The sequence below is a fragment of the Paracoccus sp. Z118 genome (genome assembly GCF_019061185.1).
Lineage (GTDB): Bacteria > Pseudomonadota > Alphaproteobacteria > Rhodobacterales > Rhodobacteraceae > Paracoccus.
On record NZ_JAHQZU010000002.1, the window covers coordinates 121,184 to 142,130 of the forward strand.

24 protein-coding genes are annotated in these 20,947 nt (G+C 66.9%); 10 read left to right on the forward strand and 14 right to left on the reverse strand.

Annotation, left to right across the window (positions count from 1 at the left end; genetic code table 11):
* Positions 1-331 precede the first annotated feature (331 nt).
* From KTN05_RS02140 to KTN05_RS02150, 3 genes are read right to left on the reverse strand one after another with little or no spacing between them, the layout of a single operon-like run.
* Positions 332-586, reverse strand: coding sequence for a F0F1 ATP synthase subunit C (locus KTN05_RS02140; RefSeq protein ID WP_217327726.1), 255 nt, complete (start codon positions 584-586; stop codon positions 332-334).
* 51 nt (positions 587-637) lie between these two features.
* A complete protein-coding gene (locus KTN05_RS02145) occupies positions 638-1,426 on the reverse strand; it encodes a F0F1 ATP synthase subunit A (RefSeq protein WP_371823252.1) in 789 nt (262 codons plus the stop codon).
* Positions 1,416-1,847: an AtpZ/AtpI family protein gene (locus KTN05_RS02150; protein WP_217327727.1), complete on the reverse strand. Its 432-nt coding sequence runs from the start codon at positions 1,845-1,847 to the stop codon at positions 1,416-1,418. The genes KTN05_RS02145 and KTN05_RS02150 overlap by 11 nt, the downstream gene beginning before the upstream one ends.
* A gap of 157 nt (positions 1,848-2,004) precedes the next feature.
* Between KTN05_RS02150 and KTN05_RS02155 the strand changes: the two genes are divergently transcribed.
* A complete protein-coding gene (locus KTN05_RS02155; RefSeq protein ID WP_217327881.1) occupies positions 2,005-2,370 on the forward strand; it encodes a helix-turn-helix transcriptional regulator in 366 nt (121 codons plus the stop codon).
* 6 nt (positions 2,371-2,376) lie between these two features.
* On the opposite strand, the gene KTN05_RS02160 is transcribed toward KTN05_RS02155, so the two are convergent.
* From KTN05_RS02160 to KTN05_RS02210, 11 genes are all read right to left on the reverse strand, one after another.
* Entirely contained in the window at positions 2,377-2,526 is a 150-nt protein-coding gene (locus tag KTN05_RS02160) for a hypothetical protein (RefSeq protein WP_217327728.1), read from the reverse strand.
* 160 nt (positions 2,527-2,686) lie between these two features.
* The gene (locus KTN05_RS02165; protein ID WP_217327729.1) at positions 2,687-3,466 is read right to left on the reverse strand and encodes a succinate dehydrogenase iron-sulfur subunit; all 780 of its coding nucleotides are present in this window, start codon (positions 3,464-3,466) and stop codon (positions 2,687-2,689) included.
* An 84-nt stretch (positions 3,467-3,550) separates the two neighbouring features.
* Positions 3,551-3,862 carry a hypothetical protein gene (locus KTN05_RS02170; protein ID WP_217327730.1) on the reverse strand — a complete coding sequence of 104 codons (312 nt, stop codon included), beginning with the start codon at positions 3,860-3,862 and terminating at the stop codon, positions 3,551-3,553.
* Positions 3,862-4,212: a hypothetical protein gene (locus KTN05_RS02175; protein ID WP_217327731.1), complete on the reverse strand. Its 351-nt coding sequence runs from the start codon at positions 4,210-4,212 to the stop codon at positions 3,862-3,864. The genes KTN05_RS02170 and KTN05_RS02175 overlap by 1 nt, the downstream gene beginning before the upstream one ends.
* Positions 4,212-6,023: a succinate dehydrogenase flavoprotein subunit gene (sdhA, locus tag KTN05_RS02180; protein ID WP_217327732.1), complete on the reverse strand. Its 1,812-nt coding sequence runs from the start codon at positions 6,021-6,023 to the stop codon at positions 4,212-4,214. The genes KTN05_RS02175 and sdhA overlap by 1 nt, the downstream gene beginning before the upstream one ends.
* Before the next feature lie 10 nt (positions 6,024-6,033).
* Positions 6,034-6,426 (reverse strand): succinate dehydrogenase, hydrophobic membrane anchor protein, encoded by a 393-nt coding sequence (locus KTN05_RS02185; RefSeq protein WP_217327733.1) that lies wholly within the window; start codon positions 6,424-6,426, stop codon positions 6,034-6,036.
* Positions 6,427-6,437: 11 nt separating this feature from the next.
* A complete protein-coding gene (gene sdhC, locus KTN05_RS02190; protein WP_217327734.1) occupies positions 6,438-6,830 on the reverse strand; it encodes a succinate dehydrogenase, cytochrome b556 subunit in 393 nt (130 codons plus the stop codon).
* Positions 6,831-7,030: 200 nt separating this feature from the next.
* On the reverse strand, positions 7,031-8,065 hold the full coding sequence (locus tag KTN05_RS02195; RefSeq protein ID WP_217327735.1) for a MaoC family dehydratase: 1,035 nt from the start codon (positions 8,063-8,065) through the stop codon (positions 7,031-7,033).
* Positions 8,062-8,268, reverse strand: a complete 207-nt coding sequence (locus KTN05_RS02200) for a DUF1737 domain-containing protein (protein ID WP_217327736.1) — start codon at positions 8,266-8,268, stop codon at positions 8,062-8,064. Before KTN05_RS02200 ends, KTN05_RS02195 begins: the two co-directional genes overlap by 4 nt.
* 14 nt (positions 8,269-8,282) lie before the next feature.
* Positions 8,283-8,831 carry an NnrU family protein gene (locus KTN05_RS02205; RefSeq protein ID WP_217327737.1) on the reverse strand — a complete coding sequence of 183 codons (549 nt, stop codon included), beginning with the start codon at positions 8,829-8,831 and terminating at the stop codon, positions 8,283-8,285.
* A gap of 19 nt (positions 8,832-8,850) precedes the next feature.
* Entirely contained in the window at positions 8,851-9,696 is an 846-nt protein-coding gene (locus tag KTN05_RS02210; protein ID WP_217327738.1) for a CoA ester lyase, read from the reverse strand.
* Positions 9,697-9,870: 174 nt separating this feature from the next.
* Here KTN05_RS02210 and KTN05_RS02215 point away from each other — a divergent pair, with 174 nt between their 5' ends.
* The 9 genes from KTN05_RS02215 (at position 9,871) to lpdA (ending at position 20,738) form a co-directional block, all read left to right on the forward strand.
* Positions 9,871-10,404 carry a ferritin-like domain-containing protein gene (locus KTN05_RS02215; RefSeq protein ID WP_217327739.1) on the forward strand — a complete coding sequence of 178 codons (534 nt, stop codon included), beginning with the start codon at positions 9,871-9,873 and terminating at the stop codon, positions 10,402-10,404.
* 145 nt (positions 10,405-10,549) lie between these two features.
* Positions 10,550-11,512 carry a malate dehydrogenase gene (mdh, locus tag KTN05_RS02220; protein WP_217327740.1) on the forward strand — a complete coding sequence of 321 codons (963 nt, stop codon included), beginning with the start codon at positions 10,550-10,552 and terminating at the stop codon, positions 11,510-11,512.
* 246 nt (positions 11,513-11,758) lie between these two features.
* The gene (gene sucC / locus KTN05_RS02225; protein WP_217327741.1) at positions 11,759-12,952 is read left to right on the forward strand and encodes an ADP-forming succinate--CoA ligase subunit beta; all 1,194 of its coding nucleotides are present in this window, start codon (positions 11,759-11,761) and stop codon (positions 12,950-12,952) included.
* A 61-nt stretch (positions 12,953-13,013) separates the two neighbouring features.
* Positions 13,014-13,898: a succinate--CoA ligase subunit alpha gene (sucD, locus tag KTN05_RS02230; RefSeq protein ID WP_217327742.1), complete on the forward strand. Its 885-nt coding sequence runs from the start codon at positions 13,014-13,016 to the stop codon at positions 13,896-13,898.
* Between the two features lie 125 nt (positions 13,899-14,023).
* Positions 14,024-16,996: a 2-oxoglutarate dehydrogenase E1 component gene (locus tag KTN05_RS02235; RefSeq protein WP_217327743.1), complete on the forward strand. Its 2,973-nt coding sequence runs from the start codon at positions 14,024-14,026 to the stop codon at positions 16,994-16,996.
* Positions 16,993-18,558: a 2-oxoglutarate dehydrogenase complex dihydrolipoyllysine-residue succinyltransferase gene (odhB, locus tag KTN05_RS02240; RefSeq protein ID WP_217327744.1), complete on the forward strand. Its 1,566-nt coding sequence runs from the start codon at positions 16,993-16,995 to the stop codon at positions 18,556-18,558. The genes KTN05_RS02235 and odhB overlap by 4 nt, the downstream gene beginning before the upstream one ends.
* Before the next feature lie 54 nt (positions 18,559-18,612).
* Positions 18,613-18,873, forward strand: coding sequence for a hypothetical protein (locus tag KTN05_RS02245; protein WP_217327745.1), 261 nt, complete (start codon positions 18,613-18,615; stop codon positions 18,871-18,873).
* The gene (locus KTN05_RS02250) at positions 18,870-19,271 is read left to right on the forward strand and encodes an MAPEG family protein (RefSeq protein WP_217327746.1); all 402 of its coding nucleotides are present in this window, start codon (positions 18,870-18,872) and stop codon (positions 19,269-19,271) included. The genes KTN05_RS02245 and KTN05_RS02250 overlap by 4 nt, the downstream gene beginning before the upstream one ends.
* Positions 19,272-19,352: 81 nt before the next feature.
* Positions 19,353-20,738: a dihydrolipoyl dehydrogenase gene (lpdA, locus tag KTN05_RS02255; protein WP_217327747.1), complete on the forward strand. Its 1,386-nt coding sequence runs from the start codon at positions 19,353-19,355 to the stop codon at positions 20,736-20,738.
* Positions 20,739-20,947 lie beyond the last annotated feature (209 nt).

The window sequence follows — 20,947 nt, forward strand, 5'->3', positions numbered from 1 at the left end:
CGCCAGCGGCGGGACGTTTTCAGCGCCGGTCGCGTTCGGCACGACGATGGCGTCGGTCGCGAATGTCGGCGGGTCGGCCGGCACGACGATGGCGTCGGGCTGGACCGGCGAAATGACGGTGGTCTCGGACTGCGCGGTGACGGTCGCAGTTCCGGGGGCGTCGGACAGGGGCACGGTATAGGTCGTGACCGATCCGGTAGTGGTCGTTTCGACCGCGGCGGGGGCGGTCTGCTGCAAAAGGCTGATCATGTCCTGTCCCTGGCCTGCGGTTGGCAATCGGGTGAGGGGTCGTGCGACGCCCCCACCCAAAAGCAAGGAGTTGGCGTCAGGATCAGGCTGCGAACAGCAGCAGCAGCGCGACCAGGAACGAGAAGATGCCGAGCGCTTCCGCGAAGGCCATGCCGATGAACAGCGTGGCGGTCTGCGACGCGGCGGCCGAGGGGTTGCGCAGCGAGCCGTTCAGATAGGCGGCGGCCACGTTGCCCACACCGAGGGCGGCGCCGGCCATGCCGAGGCAGGCGATGCCCGCGCCCAGATACTTGCCCCAGTCTCCGGTTGCGACGGCGGTGACGACTTCGGTTTCCATGCGTAAAGCTCCTTGAGGGTATGGAAAGAGAGGGTGGTGGGGGACTGACCGTCAGTGCGAGGGATGCAGCGCGTCCTTGAGATAGACGCAGGTCAGCATGGTGAAGACATAGGCCTGGATGGCGCAGACCAGCACTTCCAGCGCATACATCGCGACAATGCCCAGGATCGACACCGGCGCGACCCAGACGATGGCGGCGAAGGCCGCGAACACCTTGAGCACCGCGTGGCCCGCCATGATGTTGCCGGCAAGTCGGATGGAGTGGCTGACGGGGCGCACGAAATACGAGATCACCTCGATCAGCGCCAGCACCGGGCGAACCGCCAGCGGGGCCGAGCGGACCCAGAACAGGTCGAGGAAACGCGCCCCGTTCTTGACGAAGCCGAGGATCGTCACGCCGAGGAACACCAGCAGCGCCAGCACCGCCGTGGTGGCGATATGCGAGGTGGTGGAAAATGACATCGGGATCAGCGCGAGAAAGTTCGCGAACAGCACGAAGGTGAACATCGTGAAGACATACGGGAAGTATTTCAGGGCTTCCTTGCCCGCGACATCCTCGACGATCTTGTGGATCATGCCGTAGCTCAGCTCGGCGATCGACTGGACGCGCGACGGGATCAGCGCCCGGCCGCGGGTGCCCAGCATGAACAGCGCGAAGATGGCGATGACGGTGATCGCCAGCCACAGGGTGACGTTGGTCGGCTCATACCAGCGCACGCAGCCATCGGTCAGTCCGGCGGCGGGATTGCAGGTGCCCGGCACGATGTCGCGGAACAGCGGCGTCACGATGAACTGGTCCATCGGGTGGAAGACAAGACCCGTTTCCGCTTCAGTCGCCACGCTGCGTCCCCTTCGTCCTGGCCGGCCCTGCCGGCGTGTCGCCTGCCGGATGATCCGGCGTGTTCTCTGCCGGACTGTCCGGCGTTTTCTTTGCGGGCGGGCCGCTCAGCTCGGCCGCCGTCCGCAGCATCGTCTTCACCCCGGCCGCAAAGCCCAGAAGGGTAAAGACGACCAGCAGGATCGGCAGCGTGCCGAAAAGCCGGTCCAGCCCGTAACCGATCCCGAAGCCGATCCCCAGACCGGCCACAAGTTCGATCACCATCCGCCAGGCGTTGTTGGCCTGGTGATACTTGTCCCCGCCCGACACGATGGGCAGCTTCTCTCCACGCGCGCGCGCCAGCCCTGCTTCCAGCGCCCGAAGGCGTTCGGCGTCGGCGGCGCGGTCCGTGTCGTGCTGGCTGTCCTTGCCCACGCCCGGCATCCTCGCTTCGATTGCGGTGCTGATAGGGGCAGCCGCTGCGGGAGTCAACCGCGCGGGGGAACCGTCGCAAGTACTTGATATTGCTAAGCTGGCGGATGGGCCGGCCGGCCTTGCGGCCACGCGGCGCGCGCGCCATCATTCAACCGTTCAGTTGAACATGAAAGAAGAGCCGCTGTCCGACCGCCCTGCCCTGCCTGTTGATCTGGATGCGGTTTTCTCCGCCCTCGCCGATCCGACGCGGCGGGCGATCCTGTCGATGCTGCTGGAGGACGACATGGCCGTGACCGACGTGGCCGAGCCGTTCGGCATCAGCCTTGCGGCGATCTCGAAGCACCTGGCCACGCTGGCGGCGGCCGGGCTGATCCGGCAGGAACGCCGCGGCCGGATCACCTGGTGCATGCTGGACCCCGACGGGATGCGGGGCGCCTCGGTCTGGATGAGGTCGTTCGGGCAACTCGACCCGATCGACCTGGATGATTTCGAGCGCTACCTGCAGGAGCAGATGCGCGAGGACGATGGCTGACGCGGCTCAGGCCGCGCGGCTGTAATCCTCGGCGACGACCGGCGCTTCGTAGTCGTAATAGGCGAACATCTGGTCCAGCACGGCGAGCGCGCGTTGCTGCGCGGTCGGCGCGTTGGCGGCGGGACGTTTAGTGAACGGAACGGGGGTATGGGACATTGATCTTCTCTGTTGCTTACCTTCTCCTCCCAACGCCCCATATCGTGCTGCGTTGCAGCAAAAGCCAGTGGCATGACGTCACGTTCCCGCCACAAAGCCCGCCCGCGCAAGCAAAAGGCCGCCCAAACGGGCGGCCTTGCGCGGTTTGAGGCAGGGCAGGTCAGACCGCCCGATCCACCATCATGTGCTTGATCGCCCCGATCGCCTTGGCCGGGTTCAGACCCTTGGGGCAGGTGTTGGTGCAGTTCATGATCGTGTGGCAGCGATACAGCTTGAACGGATCTTCCAGCGCGTCCAGCCGCTCTCCCGTCGCCTCGTCGCGGGAATCGATGATCCAGCGATAGGCGTGCAGCAGGGCCGCCGGGCCGAGATAGCGGTCGCCGTTCCACCAGTAGGACGGGCAGGCCGTCGAGCAGCAGGCGCACATGATGCACTCATAGAGCCCGTCCAGCTTCTTGCGGTCCTCGATCGACTGCCGCCATTCCTTCGTCGGGGCGGGCGTTTCGGTCATCAGATAGGGGTTCACGCTGGCATGCTGGGCGTAGAAATGCGTCAGGTCCGGGATCAGGTCCTTGACCACCGGCATGTGCGGCAGCGGATAGATGTTCAGGTCGCCCTTCACCTCGTCGATGCCCCAGGTGCAGGCGAGATGGTTGCCGCCGTCGATGGTCATGGCGCAGGAGCCGCAGATCCCCTCGCGGCAGGACCGGCGGAAGGTCAGCGTCGGGTCGATCTCGTTCTTGATCTTGATGAGCGCGTCCAGCACCATCGGCCCGCATTTGTCGAGGTCGAGCCAGTAGGTGTCGATCCGCGGATTTGCCCCCGTCTCCGGGTCGTAGCGGTAGATATTGAACCGCTTGAGCCGGGTCGCGCCCTCGGGCTTGGGCCAGGTCTTGCCCACCGTGACGCGGCTGTTCTTGGGAAGGTTGAACTGGACCATGATCTTGTCCTTCGGTCTGCGGGGCCACTCAGTTGGCCGACATCACGTGGGTCGAACCGGCGCGAATGCCCCGGCGGAAATCGTCTAACCCCTCCATCCCGGCTGGGCGGCCAGCGGGCGGGTGGGAAGTTCGCCCGACCGCCGCAGGACGCAGCGGTCGAACACGTCGGCGGGATCGCGCCCCGTCAGGTAATCCGAGGACAGCGAGGTCGAGATGCCGACGGCGCTGCGGCCGCCGCTGCCGATCCCCAGCGCGACTTCGGTGCGGGGGTGGATGGCGAGCCGCGCGTCGTCCATGCAACTGCGTTCGGCCTGCGCGACCGTCTGCGGGCCGCAGGCGGCCAGCCCCGCCAGCGACAGGGCCGCCGCTGCAAGGATGGCGCGCCCGCGCATCATCAGGCGACCGACACGCGCGAGATGCAGGCGGTCGTGCCCGACCGGCGCACGATCCCGGCCACCGCGTCGGCGGCCCCGGCCTGACCCGAGAGGGTCGCGAGATCGGCGATTTCCGCCTGGGTCGCGTTGTCGAGGACGCAGGCCGTATAGGGCGCGACGTTGCGGCCCGGCAGGCGGCGGGCCATCTCGACGTTGACGACCTGGCTCGCGGCGGCGCGGGTGGCGCCGCTGACGCCGGACGGGGCCGGGGTCACGACGACCGGCGCCGGCACGGTGCCGACGGGAACGGCGGCGACGCAGCCCGACAGCGCAAGCGCGGCGGCGGCAATGACGGGGAAGGACAGGCGCATCAGTAAACCCTCGCTTTCGGAGCAATCTTCTTGGGGTCGATCCCGCCTTCCTCGGCCGTTGTCAGCGGCTCCAGATGAACAGGGCGATACGCGAGTTTGACATCATTCCCTTCCACCCACGCAAGGGAGTGCTTGCGCCAGTTGGCGTCGTCCCGCTCAGGATAGTCCTCATGAGCGTGAGCGCCGCGCGATTCCTTGCGCGCCTCGGCGGCGATGATGGTCGCCAGCGCGTTCGGCATCAGGTTCGTCAGCTCCAGCGTTTCCATCAGGTCGCTGTTCCAGATCAGGCTGCGGTCGGTGACCTTAAGGTCCGCCATCTGCGCGGCGATCCGGCTCATGTTCTCGACCCCTTCCGCCAGCGTCTTGTCGGTGCGGAACACGGCGGCGTCGGCCTGCATGGTGCGCTGCATCTCCAGCCGCAGCTTCGCGGTCGGGGTGCCGCCATTGGCATGGCGCAGCATGTCGAAGCGGGACAGGGCGCGGTCCACCTCGGCCTTGTTGGTGCCGGGGATGGAAGCGTCGCGGTCGATGACCTCGCCCGCGCGGATCGCGGCGGCGCGGCCGAACACCACCAGATCGATCAGGCTGTTCGAGCCGAGCCGGTTGGCCCCGTGGACCGAGGCGCAGCCCGCCTCGCCCACCGCCATCAGGCCGGGGAACACGGCGTCGGGATTGTCCGGCGTCGGCGCCAGCACCTCGCCCCAGTAGTTCGTCGGCACCCCGCCCATGTTGTAGTGGACGGTCGGCAGCACCGGGATCGGCTCGCGCGTCAGGTCCACGCCGGCGAAGATGCGGGCGCTTTCGCTGATGCCCGGCAGGCGCTCATGCAGCGTTTCCGGCGGCAGATGCGACAGATGCAGGAAGATGTGGTCCTTGTCCGGTCCCACCCCGCGGCCGGCGCGGATTTCCAGCGTCATGCAGCGCGACACCACGTCGCGCGAGGCCAGGTCCTTGTAGGTCGGGGCGTAGCGCTCCATGAACCGCTCGCCTTCCGAGTTGGTCAGATAGCCGCCCTCGCCGCGCGCCCCTTCGGTGATGAGGCAGCCCGAGCCGTAGATGCCGGTCGGGTGGAACTGCACGAACTCCATGTCCTGCAGCGGCAGCCCGGCGCGGGCCACCATGCCGCCGCCGTCGCCGGTGCAGCTATGAGCCGAGGTCGCGCTGAAATAGGCGCGGCCGTAACCGCCGGTCGCCAGCACCACCATCTTGGCGTTGAAGACGTGGATCGTGCCGTCATCCAGCTTCCAGCAGACGACGCCGGTGCAGACGCCATCCGTGATGATGAGGTCGATGGCGAAGTATTCGATGAAGAACTCGGCCTTTTCCTTCAGGCTCTGCCCATACAGCGTGTGCAGGATCGCGTGGCCGGTGCGGTCGGCAGCGGCGCAGGTGCGCTGCACGGGCGGGCCCTCGCCGTATTCGGTCGTGTGGCCGCCGAAGGGGCGCTGGTAGATGCGGCCGGATTCGGTGCGCGAGAACGGCACGCCGTAATGTTCCAGCTCGTAGACGGCCTTGGGGGCTTCCCGCGCGAGATATTCCATCGCGTCGGTATCGCCCAGCCAGTCCGAGCCCTTGACAGTGTCGTAAAGATGCCACTGCCAGCTGTCGGGGCCCATGTTGCCCAGGGATGCGGCGATGCCGCCCTGCGCCGCGACGGTGTGCGAGCGGGTCGGGAACAGCTTGGTGACGCAGGCGGTCTTCAACCCCTGTTCGGCCATGCCGAGCGTGGCGCGCAGACCCGCGCCCCCTGCCCCGACGACGACCACGTCGTAATCATGCGTTTCATACGGATATGCGGCGGATGCGGACATGAACGGCCTCTCAGAGAATGATGGCGGTCAGCGCCATCCGGGCCAGCGCGTAGCCGGCGGCGGCAATGACGGCCCAGCCGAAGATTTCGGAAAAGATGATCGCGACCTTGCGCTCGGTCCCGTCGAGATAGTCGTCGATCATGTTCCGGGTGCCCTTCACGAAGTGATACATCCCCACAATCAGGAACAGCGCGGTGACGATGGCGGGATAGGGCTGGCTGAAATAGGCCAGCACGCCCGCGCGGGGCAGGCCGATGGCGCTGCCCATGACCAGCAGGAAGGCGGGGGTCAGGATCGCGAGCCCGACCGAGGTGACGGTCAGCGTCCAGTGATGCAGGGTGCCGGTCGAGGGCCCGGCGGCCCCCAGCCCCTTGGCGGCCTTCAGCGGGGTGATGTAGCGCATGGGAAGCCCTCTCAGCCGAAGAAGAACAGAAGCAGGCTGATGACCGTGAGGATCACCGAGCCCCAGATGATCGCCCAGCTGGTCTTCTGCCCCTGGTCGATTTCCAGCATGTGGCCCGCATCGTAGAAGAAGTGGCGGATGCCGGCGAGGAAGTGGAACCACAGCGACCACAGCGAGCCGACCAGCACGATGAAGCCGAACCACGAGCGCAGCACCCAGTCGGCGGTCAGGAACGCCCGCTCGCTGGTGACGGCGGCGACCAGCCACCAGACCAGCAGCAGCACGCCCGCGAGCATCGCGTGGCCGGTGGCGCGGTTCAGGATCGAGGTCACGGCCGAGATGGGAAGGCGATAGACCTGCAGATGCGGGGACAGCGGCCGGTTGCCGCGGGGGATGTCACCCATGGGGCGCTCCTGTCATTGGCGCCCGGCGGCGCTGCGGTGCAGCGGGGCGGGCTGGCTGGATTTGCGGTCGTCTAGCGCCGGTTATGCCCGCTGTCACGCCGCCGCGCCAGAGCCAAGGCGGATATCCGCATTTTCCCGCCGGTTGTGATCACGAGCGGGGCTCGCGTGATCACAGGCACGGCGCACAGCGCGGGACTCGGTCACAGCGGCATCAGCGCCCAGTAATCGAGGTCCAGCAGCACATGCGGGGCGTAGCGGCCATCCTCGCCGCGCAGCGCGTGATCGCCCGCCCGCCCGGTATGCGCGACCAGCCGCAGGCGGATCGCGCCGACGCCCGGCGCGTCGGTTTCGGCCTTGTCCAGCACCTCGGACCAGGCCCGCACCGTATCGCCCGCATAGCAGGGGTTGGCGTGCGCGCCGCCGTTCAGCCCCACGATCAACTGCGCGTTCGCCAGCCCGTTGAAGGACAGCGCCCGCGCCAGGCTGATGACATGGCCGCCATAGATCAGCCGCCGCCCGTCCTCGCGGAAGGTGGCGTCGAAATGGACCTTGGCGGTGTTCTGCCACAGCCGGGTGGCGAGCATGTGCTCGGCCTCCTCGACCGTCACGCCGTCCACATGGTCGATGATCTCGCCCACCGCGTTGTCGCCCCAGCGATGCGGCTCGCCCGCAAAGGTGAAGTCGTAGCGGGTGAAATCCAGGCCCGCCGGGATCGCCAGCGAATCGGGAGGCACCACCTGCGGCAGATCGGGCACCACGGCCTTTGGCGCGGGGGCTTCCGGGTCGCGTTTGCGGACCATCACCCAGCGCACATAGTCCAGCACCGCCTCGTCCGACTGGTTCAGCCCGCGCGTGCGGACATAGACCGTCCCGGACTTGCCGTTGGAGTTCTGGCGCAGGCCGATCACCTCTGATTCCGCGCGCAGCGTGTCGCCGGGCCAGACCGGCGCCAGCCATCGCCCCTGCGCGTAGCCCAGATTAGCCACCGCGTTCAGCGAGATGTCGGGCACCGTCTTGCCGAACACCGTGTGGAAGGCGATCAGATCGTCCAGCGGCGCGGCCTTCAGCCCGCAGGCGCGGGCGAACTCGTCGCTGGAATGGATCGCGTGGCGGGCGGGATAGAGCGCGTGGTAAAGCGCCCGCTCGCCCCCCGAAACCGTGCGCGGGACGGCGTGGCGGATCACCTCGCCGACGCGGTAATCCTCGAAGAAGCGGCCCGGATTGGTCTTGGTCATTGCTGGCCCAGCTTCATGTCGGGGTGGTAGTCGGCCCCGATCTCCTTCGTGACCGCCTGTCCGCAGCGCATCACGCCGCGGGCGGCGTCGAAGGCCATGGTGGGCGGGCCGTGCAGCACCCAACCCTTCGACAGGGCGAGGCTGATCTTGTGGCAGAAGGCCGAGGTGTCGTCCTCGGTCAGCAGGCGATAGATCACGGGCATCTGGGCTCCCCTCCTCAGCCGAACGGGTTCGGGCCGATCCAGCCGTGGATCAGGCCGACGACGACATAGACGACCAGCGCGGCAAGCGCGGTGGTCCATTCCTTGCGCATCGGGATCGCGCGGGTCGGCGGCGTCCAGCCCGGCTCGGCCCGGTTGATGACCGCCATCTCGACCAGCGCCCAGAGCAGCAGCCCCCCGAACAGCACGAAGGACGGCAGATCGCCGTTCGGCAGCAGATGCGCGAAGGCCCACAGCGCAAAGCCGGTCAGCTGCGGGTGCCGCATCCTGACGCCGACACGCGACTTCGCCCCGGCGGCGGCGAACAGGTAGAAGGCGATCAGCACCAGCAGGTTGTTGATGCCGTTGAGCATCGGGCTCGGCCCCCACCAGACCGGCCCCCCGGCGCCCCGGTAGCCGATCACCATCAGCACCACCGACAGGATCAGCGCGGCCGCGACAGCGCCCTTGCCCGACTGTCCCATGCCGGCGCGGGCGCCCGGCGCGGCCCGCCTGAAGAAATGCGCGCCCCACCAGAGGGCGACCCCGAGGATCAGCAGCAGCATGTCACGTTCCTTTCCTGTTTCAGCCGGCCATCGCCGCGATGGCGTCGGCCTTGGCCAGCGTGCGGCGGGCGGTCTCGACATGCAGGTTCTCGACGATCCTGCCGTCCACCACGGCGACGCCCTTGCCCTGCCCCACCGCTTCCTCGAACGCCTCGATCTGGCGGCGGGCGAGCGTCACCTCATCGCCCGACGGCGCGAAGACCTCGTTCGCGATGGCAAGCTGCGCCGGATGGATCAGCGTCTTGCCGTCGAAACCCATGTCGCGCCCCTGCTCGCATTCGGCGCGCAGACCGTCCTCATCCTTGAAGGCGTTGAAGACGCCGTCGACGATCGCCAGCCCATGCGCCCGCGCCGCCAGCAGGCACAGCCCCAGCCCCGCCTGCATCGCCAGCCGGTCGGCACGGAAGCGGCTGCCGAGCTCCTTGGCGAGATCGTTGGTGCCCATCACCATGCCTTCCAGCCGCGGATGGGCGGCGATGGCGGCGGCGTTCAGCATCCCCAGCGGCGTTTCCATCATTGCCCAGAGCGGCGTTTCCGGCACCAGCGCGGCGACCGCGTCCAGATCGGCGGGCGTGTTCACCTTGGGGATCAACACCGCATCCGCGCCGGTCGCGAAGGCGCGCGCATCCTCGCGCCCCCACTCCGTTTCCAGCGCGTTGATCCGCACGATCCGGGCGCGGCGGCCGTAATCCTGCTGCAATGCCTCGCGCAGCGCGGCCCGCGCGGCGATCTTTTCCGAAGGCGCGACCGCATCCTCCAGGTCGAAGATGATGGCGTCGGCAGGCAGGCCGCGCGCCTTCTCCAGCGCCCGCGCATTCGCGGCGGGCAGGTAAAGGACGGAGCGGAAGGGGCGTGACAGGCTCATCTTCTATCCTCTGCGGCGTTGTTCCGAACTCCTTGCCGATATCCGCCCGCGCGGCAACCCCGGCCTGCCCCGCGCGCGCCGATGAATATTTGCGCGGGCCCGAAACCCGCGACGGCTCAGTTGGTTGGTGGACAGACCGTGCCGATCCGGCACAGCACCGAGGAAGGACCGACCATGGCGACGACCACCGACAAGACCCTCGAAGATCTGCTCGAACACGGCCTGAAGGACATGTATTACGCCGAGAAGGCGATCCTGAAGGCGCTGCCCAAAATGGCCAAGGCGGCCCAGGATGACGACCTGCGCGATGCGATCGAGAAGCACCGCAAGGAAACCGAAGGGCAGATCGAGAATCTCGAGAAATGCTTCGAGGCCATGGACAAGAAGCCCACCGGCGAGAAATGCGACGCCATGGACGGCATCCTCAAGGAAGGCGACTCGCTGCTGAAGGAATTCGGCGGCACCCCGGCGGGCGACGCGGCAATCATCTTCGCCGCGCAGGCGGTCGAGCATTACGAGATCACCCGCTACGGCAGCCTGCGCACCTATGCCGAGATGCTGGGCATGGACGACGTGGCCGACCTGCTCAACGAGATCCTGGAGGAAGAGGCCGCCGCCGACGAGACCCTGTCGGATCTGGCCGAGGACGGCATCAACGACGCCGCGATGGGCGATGATGACGAGGGCGAAGGCGAGGGCGAGGAATAAGACCGACTGACCGCAGACAACGCTCCGGCCCGCCCCCCGTGGCGGGCCGTTTTCCGTTCGGCGGGCGCGGCCGAGGGCATCGCGCTTGCGCGGCGAGGGTCAAAGGACTAATCGGCGGGGCAATCAAACCTGACGGAGGATTTCCATGGCTCGTCCCAAGATTGCCCTGATCGGCGCCGGTCAGATCGGCGGCACGCTGGCGCATCTCGCCGCCATCAAGGAACTGGGCGATGTCGTCCTGTTCGACATCTCGGAAGGCACCCCGCAGGGCAAGGCGCTGGATATCGCGCAGTCCGGCCCGTCCGAAGGCTTCGACGGCAGCTTCAAGGGCGCCAACGACTACGCCGACATCGCGGGCGCCGACGTGTGCATCGTGACGGCGGGCGTTCCGCGCAAGCCGGGGATGAGCCGCGACGACCTGCTGGGCATCAACCTGAAGGTCATGAAGGCCGTGGGCGAGGGCATCAAGGCGCACGCCCCGAACGCCTTCGTCATCTGCATCACCAACCCGCTGGACGCGATGGTCTGGGCGCTGCGCGAGTTTTCCGGCCTGCCGCACGAGAAGGTCGTGGGCATGGCGGGCGTGCTGGACTCGGCCCGTTTCCGGCATTTCCTGAGCCTCGAATTCGGCGTGTCCATGCGCGACGTGACCGCCTTCGTGCTGGGCGGCCATGGCGACACGATGGTGCCGCTGACCCGCTATTCCACCGTCGCCGGCATCCCGCTGCCCGACCTCGTGAAGATGGGCTGGACCACGCAGGAGAAGCTGGACGCGATCGTCCAGCGCACGCGTGATGGCGGCGCCGAGATCGTGGGCCTGCTGAAGACCGGCTCGGCCTTCTACGCCCCCGCGACGGCCGGGATCGAGATGGCGGAAGCCTATCTGAAGGACCAGAAGCGCGTCCTGCCCTGCGCCGCCTATGTGAAGGGTGCCTACGGGCTCGACGGGATGTATGTCGGCGTTCCGACCGTGATCGGCGCGGGCGGGATCGAGAAGGTGATCGAGATCGAGCTCGACGGCGACGAGAAGGCGATGATGCAGAAGTCCATCGACGCGGTGAAGGGTCTCGTGGAAGCCTGCAAGGGCATCGACAACTCGCTGGCCTGATCGCCAAGTCATTCCCGAAAAGCGAAGGCCGCCCCGCAAACGGGCGGCCTTTTTCGTGTCCGCGCAGGGAATCACTCGGGCGATTGCCTGTATACCAAAGCGCACGGCGCTTGTGATCACACCCTCGCCGCCTGTGATCACGTCAGCGGGTTTTTGCGCCGCTCTCCGCCCTTCCCCGCCAAGACAGTTTGCTTTCGCCCGCCGATATGCGATGCCCGTGGCCAGATTTTCCAGCGAGGGTTCGCGATGAACATTCACGAATATCAGGCCAAGGCGCTGCTCAAGGAATATGGCGCGCCGGTTTCCGAAGGCCGCGCCGTCCTGAACGCAGACGAAGCCGAAGCCAAGGCCCGTGAACTGCCCGGCCCCCTGTGGGTGGTCAAGTCGCAGATCCACGCCGGCGGCCGCGGCAAGGGCAAGTTCCAGGAAGCCGAAGCCGGCGAGAAGGGCGGCGTCCGCCTTGCCAAGTCGATCGAGGAAGTGACCGAGAACGTGCGCCAGATGCTCGGCAGCACCCTCGTCACCCACCAGACCGGCCCCGCCGGCAAGCAGGTGAACCGCATCTATATCGAGGACGGCTCGGACATCGCGCGCGAGCTTTACCTCGCGCTGCTGGTGGACCGCTCGACCTCGCGCATCAGCTTCGTGGCGTCCACCGAAGGCGGCATGGACATCGAGGAAGTCGCGGCCTCCACCCCCGAGAAGATCGTCAGCTTCTCGGTCGATCCGGCCAGCGGCCTCAGCGATTTCCACGGCCGCAAGGTCGCCTTCGCGCTCGGCCTGTCAGGCGATCAGGTCAAGCAGTGCGTGGCGCTGGTCAAGCTGCTGTATAAAGTCTTCGTCGAACGCGACATGGAGATGCTGGAGATCAACCCGCTGATCGTGACCGAGCAGGGGCAGATCAAGGTTCTGGACGCCAAGGTCAGCTTCGACAACAACGCGCTGTATCGCCAGAAAGAGGTGATGGCCCTGCGCGACGAGACCGAGGAAGATCCCAAGGAACTCGAAGCCTCCAAGCACGACCTGAACTACATCACGCTGGACGGCGAGATCGGCTGCATGGTGAACGGCGCGGGCCTCGCCATGGCGACGATGGACATCATCAAGCTGTATGGCGCGGAACCGGCGAACTTCCTCGACGTCGGCGGCGGCGCGTCCAAGGAAAAAGTCACCGAGGCGTTCAAGATCATCACCTCGGACCCGAACGTGAAGGGCATCCTGGTCAACATCTTCGGCGGCATCATGCGCTGCGACATCATCGCCGAGGGCATCATCGCCGCGGTGAAGGACGTCGGCCTGCAAGTCCCGCTGGTCGTGCGGCTGGAAGGCACGAACGTGGACCTCGGCAAACAGATCATCCGCGAGAGCGGGCTGAACGTGATCCCCGCCGATGATCTTTCGGATGCGGCGGAGAAGATCGTGAAGGCCGTCAAGGGCTGATCGTGACGGCAGGGCGACCGCGCCCTGCCCCACCTTCCACAAGTTTCAAGGAAAGCCACACATGGCCATTCTCGTTGACAAGAACACCAAGGTCATCACCCAGGGCATCACCGGCTCGCAGGGGACCTTCCACACCGAGCAAGCGATTGCCTATGGCACGCAGATGGTCGGCGGCGTGACCCCCGGAAAGGGCGGCACGACGCATCTGGACCTGCCGGTCTTCAACTCGGTCCACGAGGCCGTCGAAAAAACCGGCGCGAACGCCTCGGTCATCTACGTCCCCCCGCCTTTCGCGGCGGACTCGATCCTGGAAGCGATCGACGCGCAGGTGCCGCTGATCGTCTGCATCACCGAAGGCATCCCGGTGCTGGACATGATGAAGGTCAAGCGCGCGCTGGAAGGCTCGTCCAGCCGCCTGATCGGGCCGAACTGCCCCGGCATCATGACGCCCGACGAATGCAAGATCGGGATCATGCCCGGCTCCATCTTCCGCCGCGGCTCGGTCGGCGTCGTGTCCCGGTCGGGCACGCTGACCTATGAAGCCGTGAAGCAGACCTCGGATGTGGGCCTCGGCCAGTCCTCGGCGGTCGGCATCGGCGGCGACCCGATCAAGGGGATGGAGCATATCGACGTGCTGGAGATGTTCCTGGCCGACGACGAGACCGAGTCGATCATCATGATCGGCGAGATCGGCGGCTCGGCCGAGGAAGAGGCGGCGCAGTTCCTCGCCGACGAGAAGAAGCGCGGCCGCTGGAAGCCGACCGCCGGTTTCATCGCCGGGCGCACGGCCCCCCCCGGCCGCCGCATGGGCCATGCCGGCGCGATCGTGTCGGGCGGCAAGGGCGATGCCGAAAGCAAGATCGAGGCGATGAAGGCCGCCGGCATCATCGTCGCGGACAGCCCCGCCGGGCTGGGCGAGGCCGTGCTGAAGGCCATGGGCCGCTGAGGCACTTGGCCGAATGGCTGCCCCCGCCTAGGCTGGCGGGGGCGACAATCTGATATCCATGGTGCCGCGCGTTTTTCGCCCGGCGCCGTTTCCACAAGTTTCATCCCGGGCCAGGACCAGGTGCAATGAACGATCAATCCCCCAACGACGCCTTCCGCGACAGCTCATTCCTTCAGGGGGCCAACGCGGCCTATGTCGAGCAGCTTTACGGCCAATGGGCGAACGATCCCGCCGCCGTGGATCAGGCCTGGGACGAATTCTTCCGCTCGCTCGGCGACGAGCAGGGCGCGGCCGTGCGTCAGGCGCAGGGCGCAAGCTGGGCGCGCGCCGACTGGCCGCCCGCGCCTGCGGATGAAAACACCGCCGCGCTGACCGGCGAATGGCCGATGGCGTCCGACGCCGCCGCCAAGTCCGCGATGAAGAAGATCACCCAGAAGGCCGAGGAAAAGGGCGTCGCCGCGACCGAGGATCAGCTGCGCCGCGCCGTGCTGGACAGCATCCGCGCGCTGATGCTGATCCGCGCCTTCCGTATCCGCGGGCACCTGTTCGCCGATCTCGACCCGCTGGGGATGCGCGAGATGCCGCCCTCGGGCGAACTTGACCCCGCAACCTACGGCTTCACCCCGTCGGACCTCGACCGGCCGGTCTTCATCGACAACGTGCTGGGGCTTCAGGTCGCCTCGATCCGCCAGATCACGGAACTGATGCGCCGCACCTATTGCGGCACCTTCGCGCTGCAGTTCATGCACATCTCGGACCCCGAGCAGGCGGCCTGGCTGAAGGAGCGGATCGAGGGTTACGGCAAGGAGATCGCCTTCACCCAGGAAGGCCGCCGCGCCATCCTGAACAAGCTGGTCGAGGCCGAGGGCTTCGAGAAGTTCCTGCACGTCAAATACATGGGGACCAAGCGCTTCGGCCTCGACGGCGGCGAGGCGCTGATCCCGGCGATGGAACAGATCATCAAGCGCGGCGGCGCGCTGGGGGCGAAGGAAGTCGCCATCGGGATGCCCCACCGGGGCCGGCTGTCGGTGCTGGCCAACGTCATGGGCAAGCCGTTCCGCGCGATCTTCCACGAATTCCAGGGCGGCAGCTACAAGCCCGAGGACGTGGACGGCTCGGGGGACGTGAAATACCATCTCGGCGCCTCGTCCGACCGCGATTTCGACGGCAACACCGTCCACCTGTCGCTGACCGCCAACCCCTCGCACCTCGAGGCGGTGAACCCCGTCGTGCTGGGCAAGGCGCGCGCCAAGCAGGACCAGCTGAACGACACCGTGCAGCGCAGCAGCGTCATTCCCGTGCTGCTGCACGGCGACGCCGCCTTCGCCGGTCAGGGCGTAGTGGCGGAATGCCTGCAGCTTTCGGGCATCCGCGGCCATCGCACCGGCGGCACGATCCATGTCGTCGTGAACAACCAGATCGGTTTCACCACCGCGCCGCATTTCTCGCGGACGAGCCCCTACCCCACGGACATCGCCCTGATGGTCGAGGCGCCGATCTTCCACGTCAACGGCGACGACCCGGAAGCCGTGGTCCACGCCGCCAAGGTCGCGACCGAGTTCCGGCAGAAGTTCCACAAGGACGTGGTCATCGACATCATCTGCTATCGCCGCTTCGGTCACAACGAAGGCGACGAGCCGATGTTCACCAACCCGGCGATGTACAAGGAGATCAAGGCCCACAAGACCACGTTGCAGCTTTACACCGAGCGGCTGGTCAAGGACGGGCTGATCCCCGAGGGCGAGATCGAGGACATGAAGGCCGCCTTCCAGGCCCATCTGAACACCGAGTTCGAGGCCGGCAAGAACTTCAAGCCGAACAAGGCCGACTGGCTGGACGGCAAATGGTCGGGCCTCGGCCCCGAGGGGCAGGAATACCATCCCGGCGAAACCGGCATCTCGGAACAGACGATGGCCGAGATCGGCGCCGCGCTGACCCGCGCGCCGGACGGCTTCGACATGCACAGGACCGTGGCGCGTCTGCTGGAAGCCAAGAAGGGCATGTTCGAATCCGGGCAGGGCTTCGACTGGGCGACGGGCGAGGCGCTGGCCTTCGGCTCGCTGCTGGTCGAGGGGCACCCGGTGCGCCTGTCGGGGCAGGATTCGGCGCGCGGCACGTTCAGCCAGCGGCATTCCGCCTTCGTCGATCAGACGACCGAGGACCGCCATTACCCGCTGAACAACATCCGCAGCGGGCAGGCCCGTTACGAGGTCATCGACTCGATGCTCTCGGAATATGCGGTGCTGGGCTTTGAATACGGCTATTCCATGGCCGAGCCGAACGCCCTGACCCTGTGGGAAGCCCAGTTCGGCGACTTCGCCAACGGCGCGCAGATCATGTTCGACCAGTTCATCTCGTCGGGCGAAAAGAAATGGCTGCGGATGTCGGGCCTCGTCATGCTGATGCCGCACGGGTTCGAGGGTCAGGGGCCCGAACACTCGTCCGCGCGGCTGGAACGCTGGCTGCAGATGTCGGCCGAGGACAACTGGATCGTGGCCAACTGCACGACCCCGGCGAACTACTTCCACATCCTGCGCCGCCAGCTTCACCGCGGCTTCCGCAAGCCGCTGGTGCTGATGACCCCGAAATCGCTGCTGCGCCATCCGCAGGCGGTCAGCTCGGCGGACGAGTTCACGAACGGCTCGACGTTCCACCGCGTCCTCTGCGACGACGCAGAGCGCGGCAAGGTCGATTTCCAGCTGACCCCGGACGACAAGATCCGCCGCGTCGTGATCTGTTCGGGCAAGGTCTATTACGATCTGCTCGCGGCACGGAACGAAGCGGGGCTCGAGGACGTCTATCTGCTGCGGCTGGAACAGTTCTACCCATTCCCGAGCCACTCGATGATGAAGGAGCTGGAGCGGTTCAAGGATGCCGAGGTGATCTGGTGTCAGGAAGAGCCCAAGAATCAGGGTGCCTGGAGCTTCGTCGAACCGAACCTCGAATGGGTGCTGGACCGGATCGGCGCGCGCGCCAAGCGCGCGGCCTATGTCGGCCGCCACGCCGCGGCGTCGGTCGCGACCGGCCTCGCATCCCGCCACAAGGCTGAACAAGAGGCGCTGGTGAACGCCGCGCTGGGACTGGAGAAGCAAGCATGACCACCGAAGTCCGCGTGCCCGCACTGGGCGAAAGCGTCACCGAAGCCACTATCGCGACGTGGTTCAAGAAGCCCGGCGACGCCGTCGCGGTGGACGAGATGCTGTGCGAGTTGGAAACTGACAAGGTGACGGTCGAGGTCCCCTCACCGGTCGCCGGCGTTCTGGCCGAGATCGTCGCCGCCGAGGGCGAGACGGTCGGCCCGAACGGGCTGCTCGCGCAGATCACGGAAGGCGCGGCAGCGACTGCCCCGGCGGCGGCCGCCGCTGCCCCGCAGGCTCAGACCAGCCAGCCGCAGGCCGCCTCGGGCAAGTCGGTCGATGTCATGGTTCCCTCGCTCGGCGAAAGCGTGACCGAGGCGACCGTGGCGACGTGGTTCAAGAAGGCCGGCGACAGCGTCCAGCAGGACGAGATGCTGTGCGAGCTGGAAACCGACAAGGTGTCGGTCGAGGTTCCCGCCCCGGCTTCGGGCGTGCTGGCGCAGATCCTCGCCGAGGAAGGCGCGACCGTGGACGCCAAGGCGAAGCTCGCGATCATCACCGAAGGCGCTGCGGGTGGCGTGCCGGCCAACCCGGTCGGCAGCGCCTCCGGCGGCGAGGATGGCGTGACCGCAGGCGCGGTCGGCTCGCCCGGCGCGGGCCCCGAGCAGACGACCCCGCGCGGCGATGTCGAGGATGCGCCGTCGGCGAAAAAGGCGATGGCCGAACAGGGCCTGTCGCGCGATCAGGTTCAGGGTTCCGGCAAGGACGGCCGCGTGATGAAGGAAGACGTCGCCCGCGCCGCCTCGCAGCCGCGCCCCGCACAGCAATCGACGGCCCCTGCCCCGGCGCAGACGCCGCGCGCCCCGTCCAGCGCCGAGGATGCGCGCCGCGAGGAACGGGTGAAGATGACCCGCCTGCGCGCCACCATCGCCCGCCGCCTCAAGGACGCGCAGAACACCGCCGCGATCCTGACGACCTATAACGAGGTTGACATGTCGGGCGTCATGGACATCCGCAAGGATTACAAGGACGCCTTCGAAAAGAAGCACAAGGTCAAGCTGGGCTTCATGTCCTTCTTCGTGAAAGCCTGCTCGCACGCGCTGAAGGAAGTCCCCGAGGTCAACGCCGAGATCGACGGCGGCGACGTGGTCTACAAGAACTTCGTCCATATGGGCGTGGCAGTCGGCACCCCGCAGGGGCTGGTCGTGCCGGTCCTGCGCGACGCGGATCAGAAGTCCTTCGCCGATATCGAGAAGGAAATCGGCGAACTCGGCGCCCGCGCCCGCGACGGCAAGCTGACCATGGCCGACATGCAGGGCGGCACGTTCACCATCTCGAATGGCGGCGTTTATGGTTCGCTGATGTCGTCGCCGATCCTGAACCCGCCGCAGTCGGGCATTCTGGGCATGCACAAGATCCAGGACCGCCCGGTCGTGGTCGGCGGCCAGATCGTGATCCGTCCGATGATGTATCTGGCGCTGAGCTACGACCACCGGATCGTGGACGGCAAAGGGGCGGTGACCTTCCTCGTCCGCGTCAAGGAAGCGCTGGAAGACCCGCGCCGGCTGCTGATGGACCTCTGACCCGGACCGGGCGTTTCCTTCGGGAAACGCCCGCTTCACGAAAGGACCGGACAGATGACCCACCAGCTTCTCGCCCGCTACGACTTCCCCGACCACGCCCGCTTCAAGGCCGCCTTCGACGCGGACGCCGAGGATCGCGGCAATGCCTCGCTGACGGTGCTTCAGATCTGGCACGAAGGGCAGAACACGGCCTGGGTGCTCTATCAGGTGGCGAACCCAGCCCGCGCCCGTGAATATGTCGGCGGCGCGGAAGAGCTGTTCGCCCGCCAAGCGGGCGTCACCAGGGCCGAGTTCCACTGGGTCGAAACGGCATGAGCACTCCCCCATCGACCGAGCTGCTGGCGCTTGCGCTGGCGGCATTCCTCCAGGCGGTCCAGATCGCGCTGGCCGGATGGTCGATGAACCGCGACGGGCTGGCGAAATGGAACGCCGGCCCCCGCGACTTCGAGCCGCAATTCTCGCCCCGGACCAGCCGCCTGCGTCGCGCCGTGAACAACCACTTCGAGGCGCTGGCCTTCTTCACCATCGCCGTGGTGCTGGTCGAGTTCACGCAGTCGAACGGCGCCTTCACCGCCGCCTGCGCCTGGATCTACCTCGCCGCCCGCACCCTCTATGTCCCGGCCTATGCGCTCGGCTGGTCGCCCTGGCGGTCGCTGATCTTCGCAGTTGGCTTCGCCGCGACGATGGCCATGATCCCCGCGGCAATCCTGTGACCATCTTCTGTCTGCAAATATCCCGCGGGGGTCCGGGGGCGCGAAGCCCCCGGTCCTGCGTCCAGAACAAAGGACCATGTGATGTATGATGTGATCGTGATCGGCGCCGGGCCCGGCGGCTATGTCTGCGCCATCCGCGCCGCGCAGCTGGGGCTGAAAGTCGCCTGCGTCGAGGGGCGCGAGGCACTGGGCGGCACCTGCCTGAATGTCGGCTGCATCCCGTCCAAGGCCCTGCTGCACGCGTCCCACATGGCGCATGAGATGCACGAGAACTTCGCCACGCTCGGCCTGATGAACGCCCATGCGGACATCGACTGGGACCGGATGCGGGCCTACAAGGACGAGACTGTCGGCACGAATACCAAGGGCATCGAGTTCCTGTTCAAGAAGAACAAGATCGACTGGATCAAGGGCTGGGCCGAGATCGCCGGCCCCGGCAAGGTCAAGGTCGGCGACCAGACTCACGAGACGAAGAATATCGTCATCGCCTCGGGCTCCGTCCCGTCGGCGCTGAAGGGTGTCGAGGTCGATAACGACGCCGGCGTCGTGGTCGATTCCACCGGCGCGCTGGCGCTGGGAAAGATCCCCGAAACGATGGTCGTGATCGGCGCCGGCGTGATCGGGCTGGAGCTCGGCTCGGTCTATAATCGGCTCGGCACCAAGGTCACGGTGGTCGAATATCTGGACGCGATCACCCCCGGCATGGACGGCGAGGTGCAGAAGCAGTTCCAGCGCATCCTGACCAAGCAGGGCTTCAAGTTCGTGCTCGGCGCGGCGGTCTCCTCGGTCGAGACGGCGGACGGCAAGGCCACGGTCGTCTATACCCCCAAGAAGGGCGACGAGCAGCGGATCGAGGCAGAGGTGGTGCTGGTCGCCACCGGCCGCCGTCCCTACCATGACGGGTTGGGGCTGGACGCGGCGGGCGTGAAGCTGACCGAGCGCGGCCAGATCGCCATCGACGACCATTTCGCCACCTCCGCCCCCGGCATCTACGCCATCGGCGACGCGGTGCCCGGCCCGATGCTGGCCCACAAGGCCGAGGACGAGGGCATGGCAGTGGCCGAGATCATCGCCGGCAAGCACGGCCACGTGAATTACGACGTGATCCCCGGCGTGATCTACACCACCCCCGAGGTCGCCAATGTCGGCCTGACCGAGGCGGCGGCGAAAGCCTCGGGGCGCAAGATCAAGGTCGGCAAGTTCCCCCTGATGGGCAATGCGCGCGCCAAGGCGATGCTGCAGGCCGAAGGCTTCGTGAAGCTGATCGCCGACGCGGAAACCGACCGCATCCTCGGCTGCCACATCATCGGCCCCGGCGCGGGCGAGATGATCCACGAGATCTGCGTCGCGATGGAGTTCGGGGCCGCCGCGCAGGACGTGGCGCTGACCTGCCACGCTCACCCCACCGTCAGCGAGGCGGTGCGCGAGGCGGCGCTCGCCTGCGGCGACGGGGCGATCCACGTCTGACTAATACAAGGGACCGCGCCGGTTCGGGCTCTGCCCCACCGGCGCGAGTCAAGCGGGCGCAACAGCGCAGCTGCAGAAAAGTTCCCTGCAATCGGCGAGAATTCGCCGCCTCAGGCGATATCTCGCGCAACTTAAGCGCGTTTACCAAAACTTAGTTGCTTTAAAGTTACAGTTGCCGTCATTCGGGTCCATCCCGGATGCGGCCGTTG

Bases quoted from the DNA above. Each gene is read 5' to 3' on its own strand.
- KTN05_RS02140 (WP_217327726.1), bottom strand. From the start codon at position 586: ATGGAAACCGAAGTCGTCACCGCCGTCGCAACCGGAGACTGGGGCAAG.
- KTN05_RS02150 (WP_217327727.1), bottom strand. From the start codon at position 1,847: ATGCCGGGCGTGGGCAAGGACAGCCAGCACGACACGGACCGCGCCGCC.
- KTN05_RS02155 (WP_217327881.1), top strand. From the start codon at position 2,005: ATGAAAGAAGAGCCGCTGTCCGACCGCCCTGCCCTGCCTGTTGATCTG.
- KTN05_RS02160 (WP_217327728.1), bottom strand. From the start codon at position 2,526: ATGTCCCATACCCCCGTTCCGTTCACTAAACGTCCCGCCGCCAACGCG.
- KTN05_RS02165 (WP_217327729.1), bottom strand. From the start codon at position 3,466: ATGGTCCAGTTCAACCTTCCCAAGAACAGCCGCGTCACGGTGGGCAAG.
- KTN05_RS02170 (WP_217327730.1), bottom strand. From the start codon at position 3,862: ATGATGCGCGGGCGCGCCATCCTTGCAGCGGCGGCCCTGTCGCTGGCG.
- KTN05_RS02175 (WP_217327731.1), bottom strand. From the start codon at position 4,212: ATGCGCCTGTCCTTCCCCGTCATTGCCGCCGCCGCGCTTGCGCTGTCG.
- sdhA (WP_217327732.1), bottom strand. From the start codon at position 6,023: ATGTCCGCATCCGCCGCATATCCGTATGAAACGCATGATTACGACGTG.
- KTN05_RS02185 (WP_217327733.1), bottom strand. From the start codon at position 6,426: ATGCGCTACATCACCCCGCTGAAGGCCGCCAAGGGGCTGGGGGCCGCC.
- sdhC (WP_217327734.1), bottom strand. From the start codon at position 6,830: ATGGGTGACATCCCCCGCGGCAACCGGCCGCTGTCCCCGCATCTGCAG.
- KTN05_RS02195 (WP_217327735.1), bottom strand. From the start codon at position 8,065: ATGACCAAGACCAATCCGGGCCGCTTCTTCGAGGATTACCGCGTCGGC.
- KTN05_RS02200 (WP_217327736.1), bottom strand. From the start codon at position 8,268: ATGCCCGTGATCTATCGCCTGCTGACCGAGGACGACACCTCGGCCTTC.
- KTN05_RS02205 (WP_217327737.1), bottom strand. From the start codon at position 8,831: ATGCTGCTGCTGATCCTCGGGGTCGCCCTCTGGTGGGGCGCGCATTTC.
- KTN05_RS02210 (WP_217327738.1), bottom strand. From the start codon at position 9,696: ATGAGCCTGTCACGCCCCTTCCGCTCCGTCCTTTACCTGCCCGCCGCG.
- KTN05_RS02215 (WP_217327739.1), top strand. From the start codon at position 9,871: ATGGCGACGACCACCGACAAGACCCTCGAAGATCTGCTCGAACACGGC.
- mdh (WP_217327740.1), top strand. From the start codon at position 10,550: ATGGCTCGTCCCAAGATTGCCCTGATCGGCGCCGGTCAGATCGGCGGC.
- sucC (WP_217327741.1), top strand. From the start codon at position 11,759: ATGAACATTCACGAATATCAGGCCAAGGCGCTGCTCAAGGAATATGGC.
- sucD (WP_217327742.1), top strand. From the start codon at position 13,014: ATGGCCATTCTCGTTGACAAGAACACCAAGGTCATCACCCAGGGCATC.
- KTN05_RS02235 (WP_217327743.1), top strand. From the start codon at position 14,024: ATGAACGATCAATCCCCCAACGACGCCTTCCGCGACAGCTCATTCCTT.
- odhB (WP_217327744.1), top strand. From the start codon at position 16,993: ATGACCACCGAAGTCCGCGTGCCCGCACTGGGCGAAAGCGTCACCGAA.
- KTN05_RS02245 (WP_217327745.1), top strand. From the start codon at position 18,613: ATGACCCACCAGCTTCTCGCCCGCTACGACTTCCCCGACCACGCCCGC.
- KTN05_RS02250 (WP_217327746.1), top strand. From the start codon at position 18,870: ATGAGCACTCCCCCATCGACCGAGCTGCTGGCGCTTGCGCTGGCGGCA.
- lpdA (WP_217327747.1), top strand. From the start codon at position 19,353: ATGTATGATGTGATCGTGATCGGCGCCGGGCCCGGCGGCTATGTCTGC.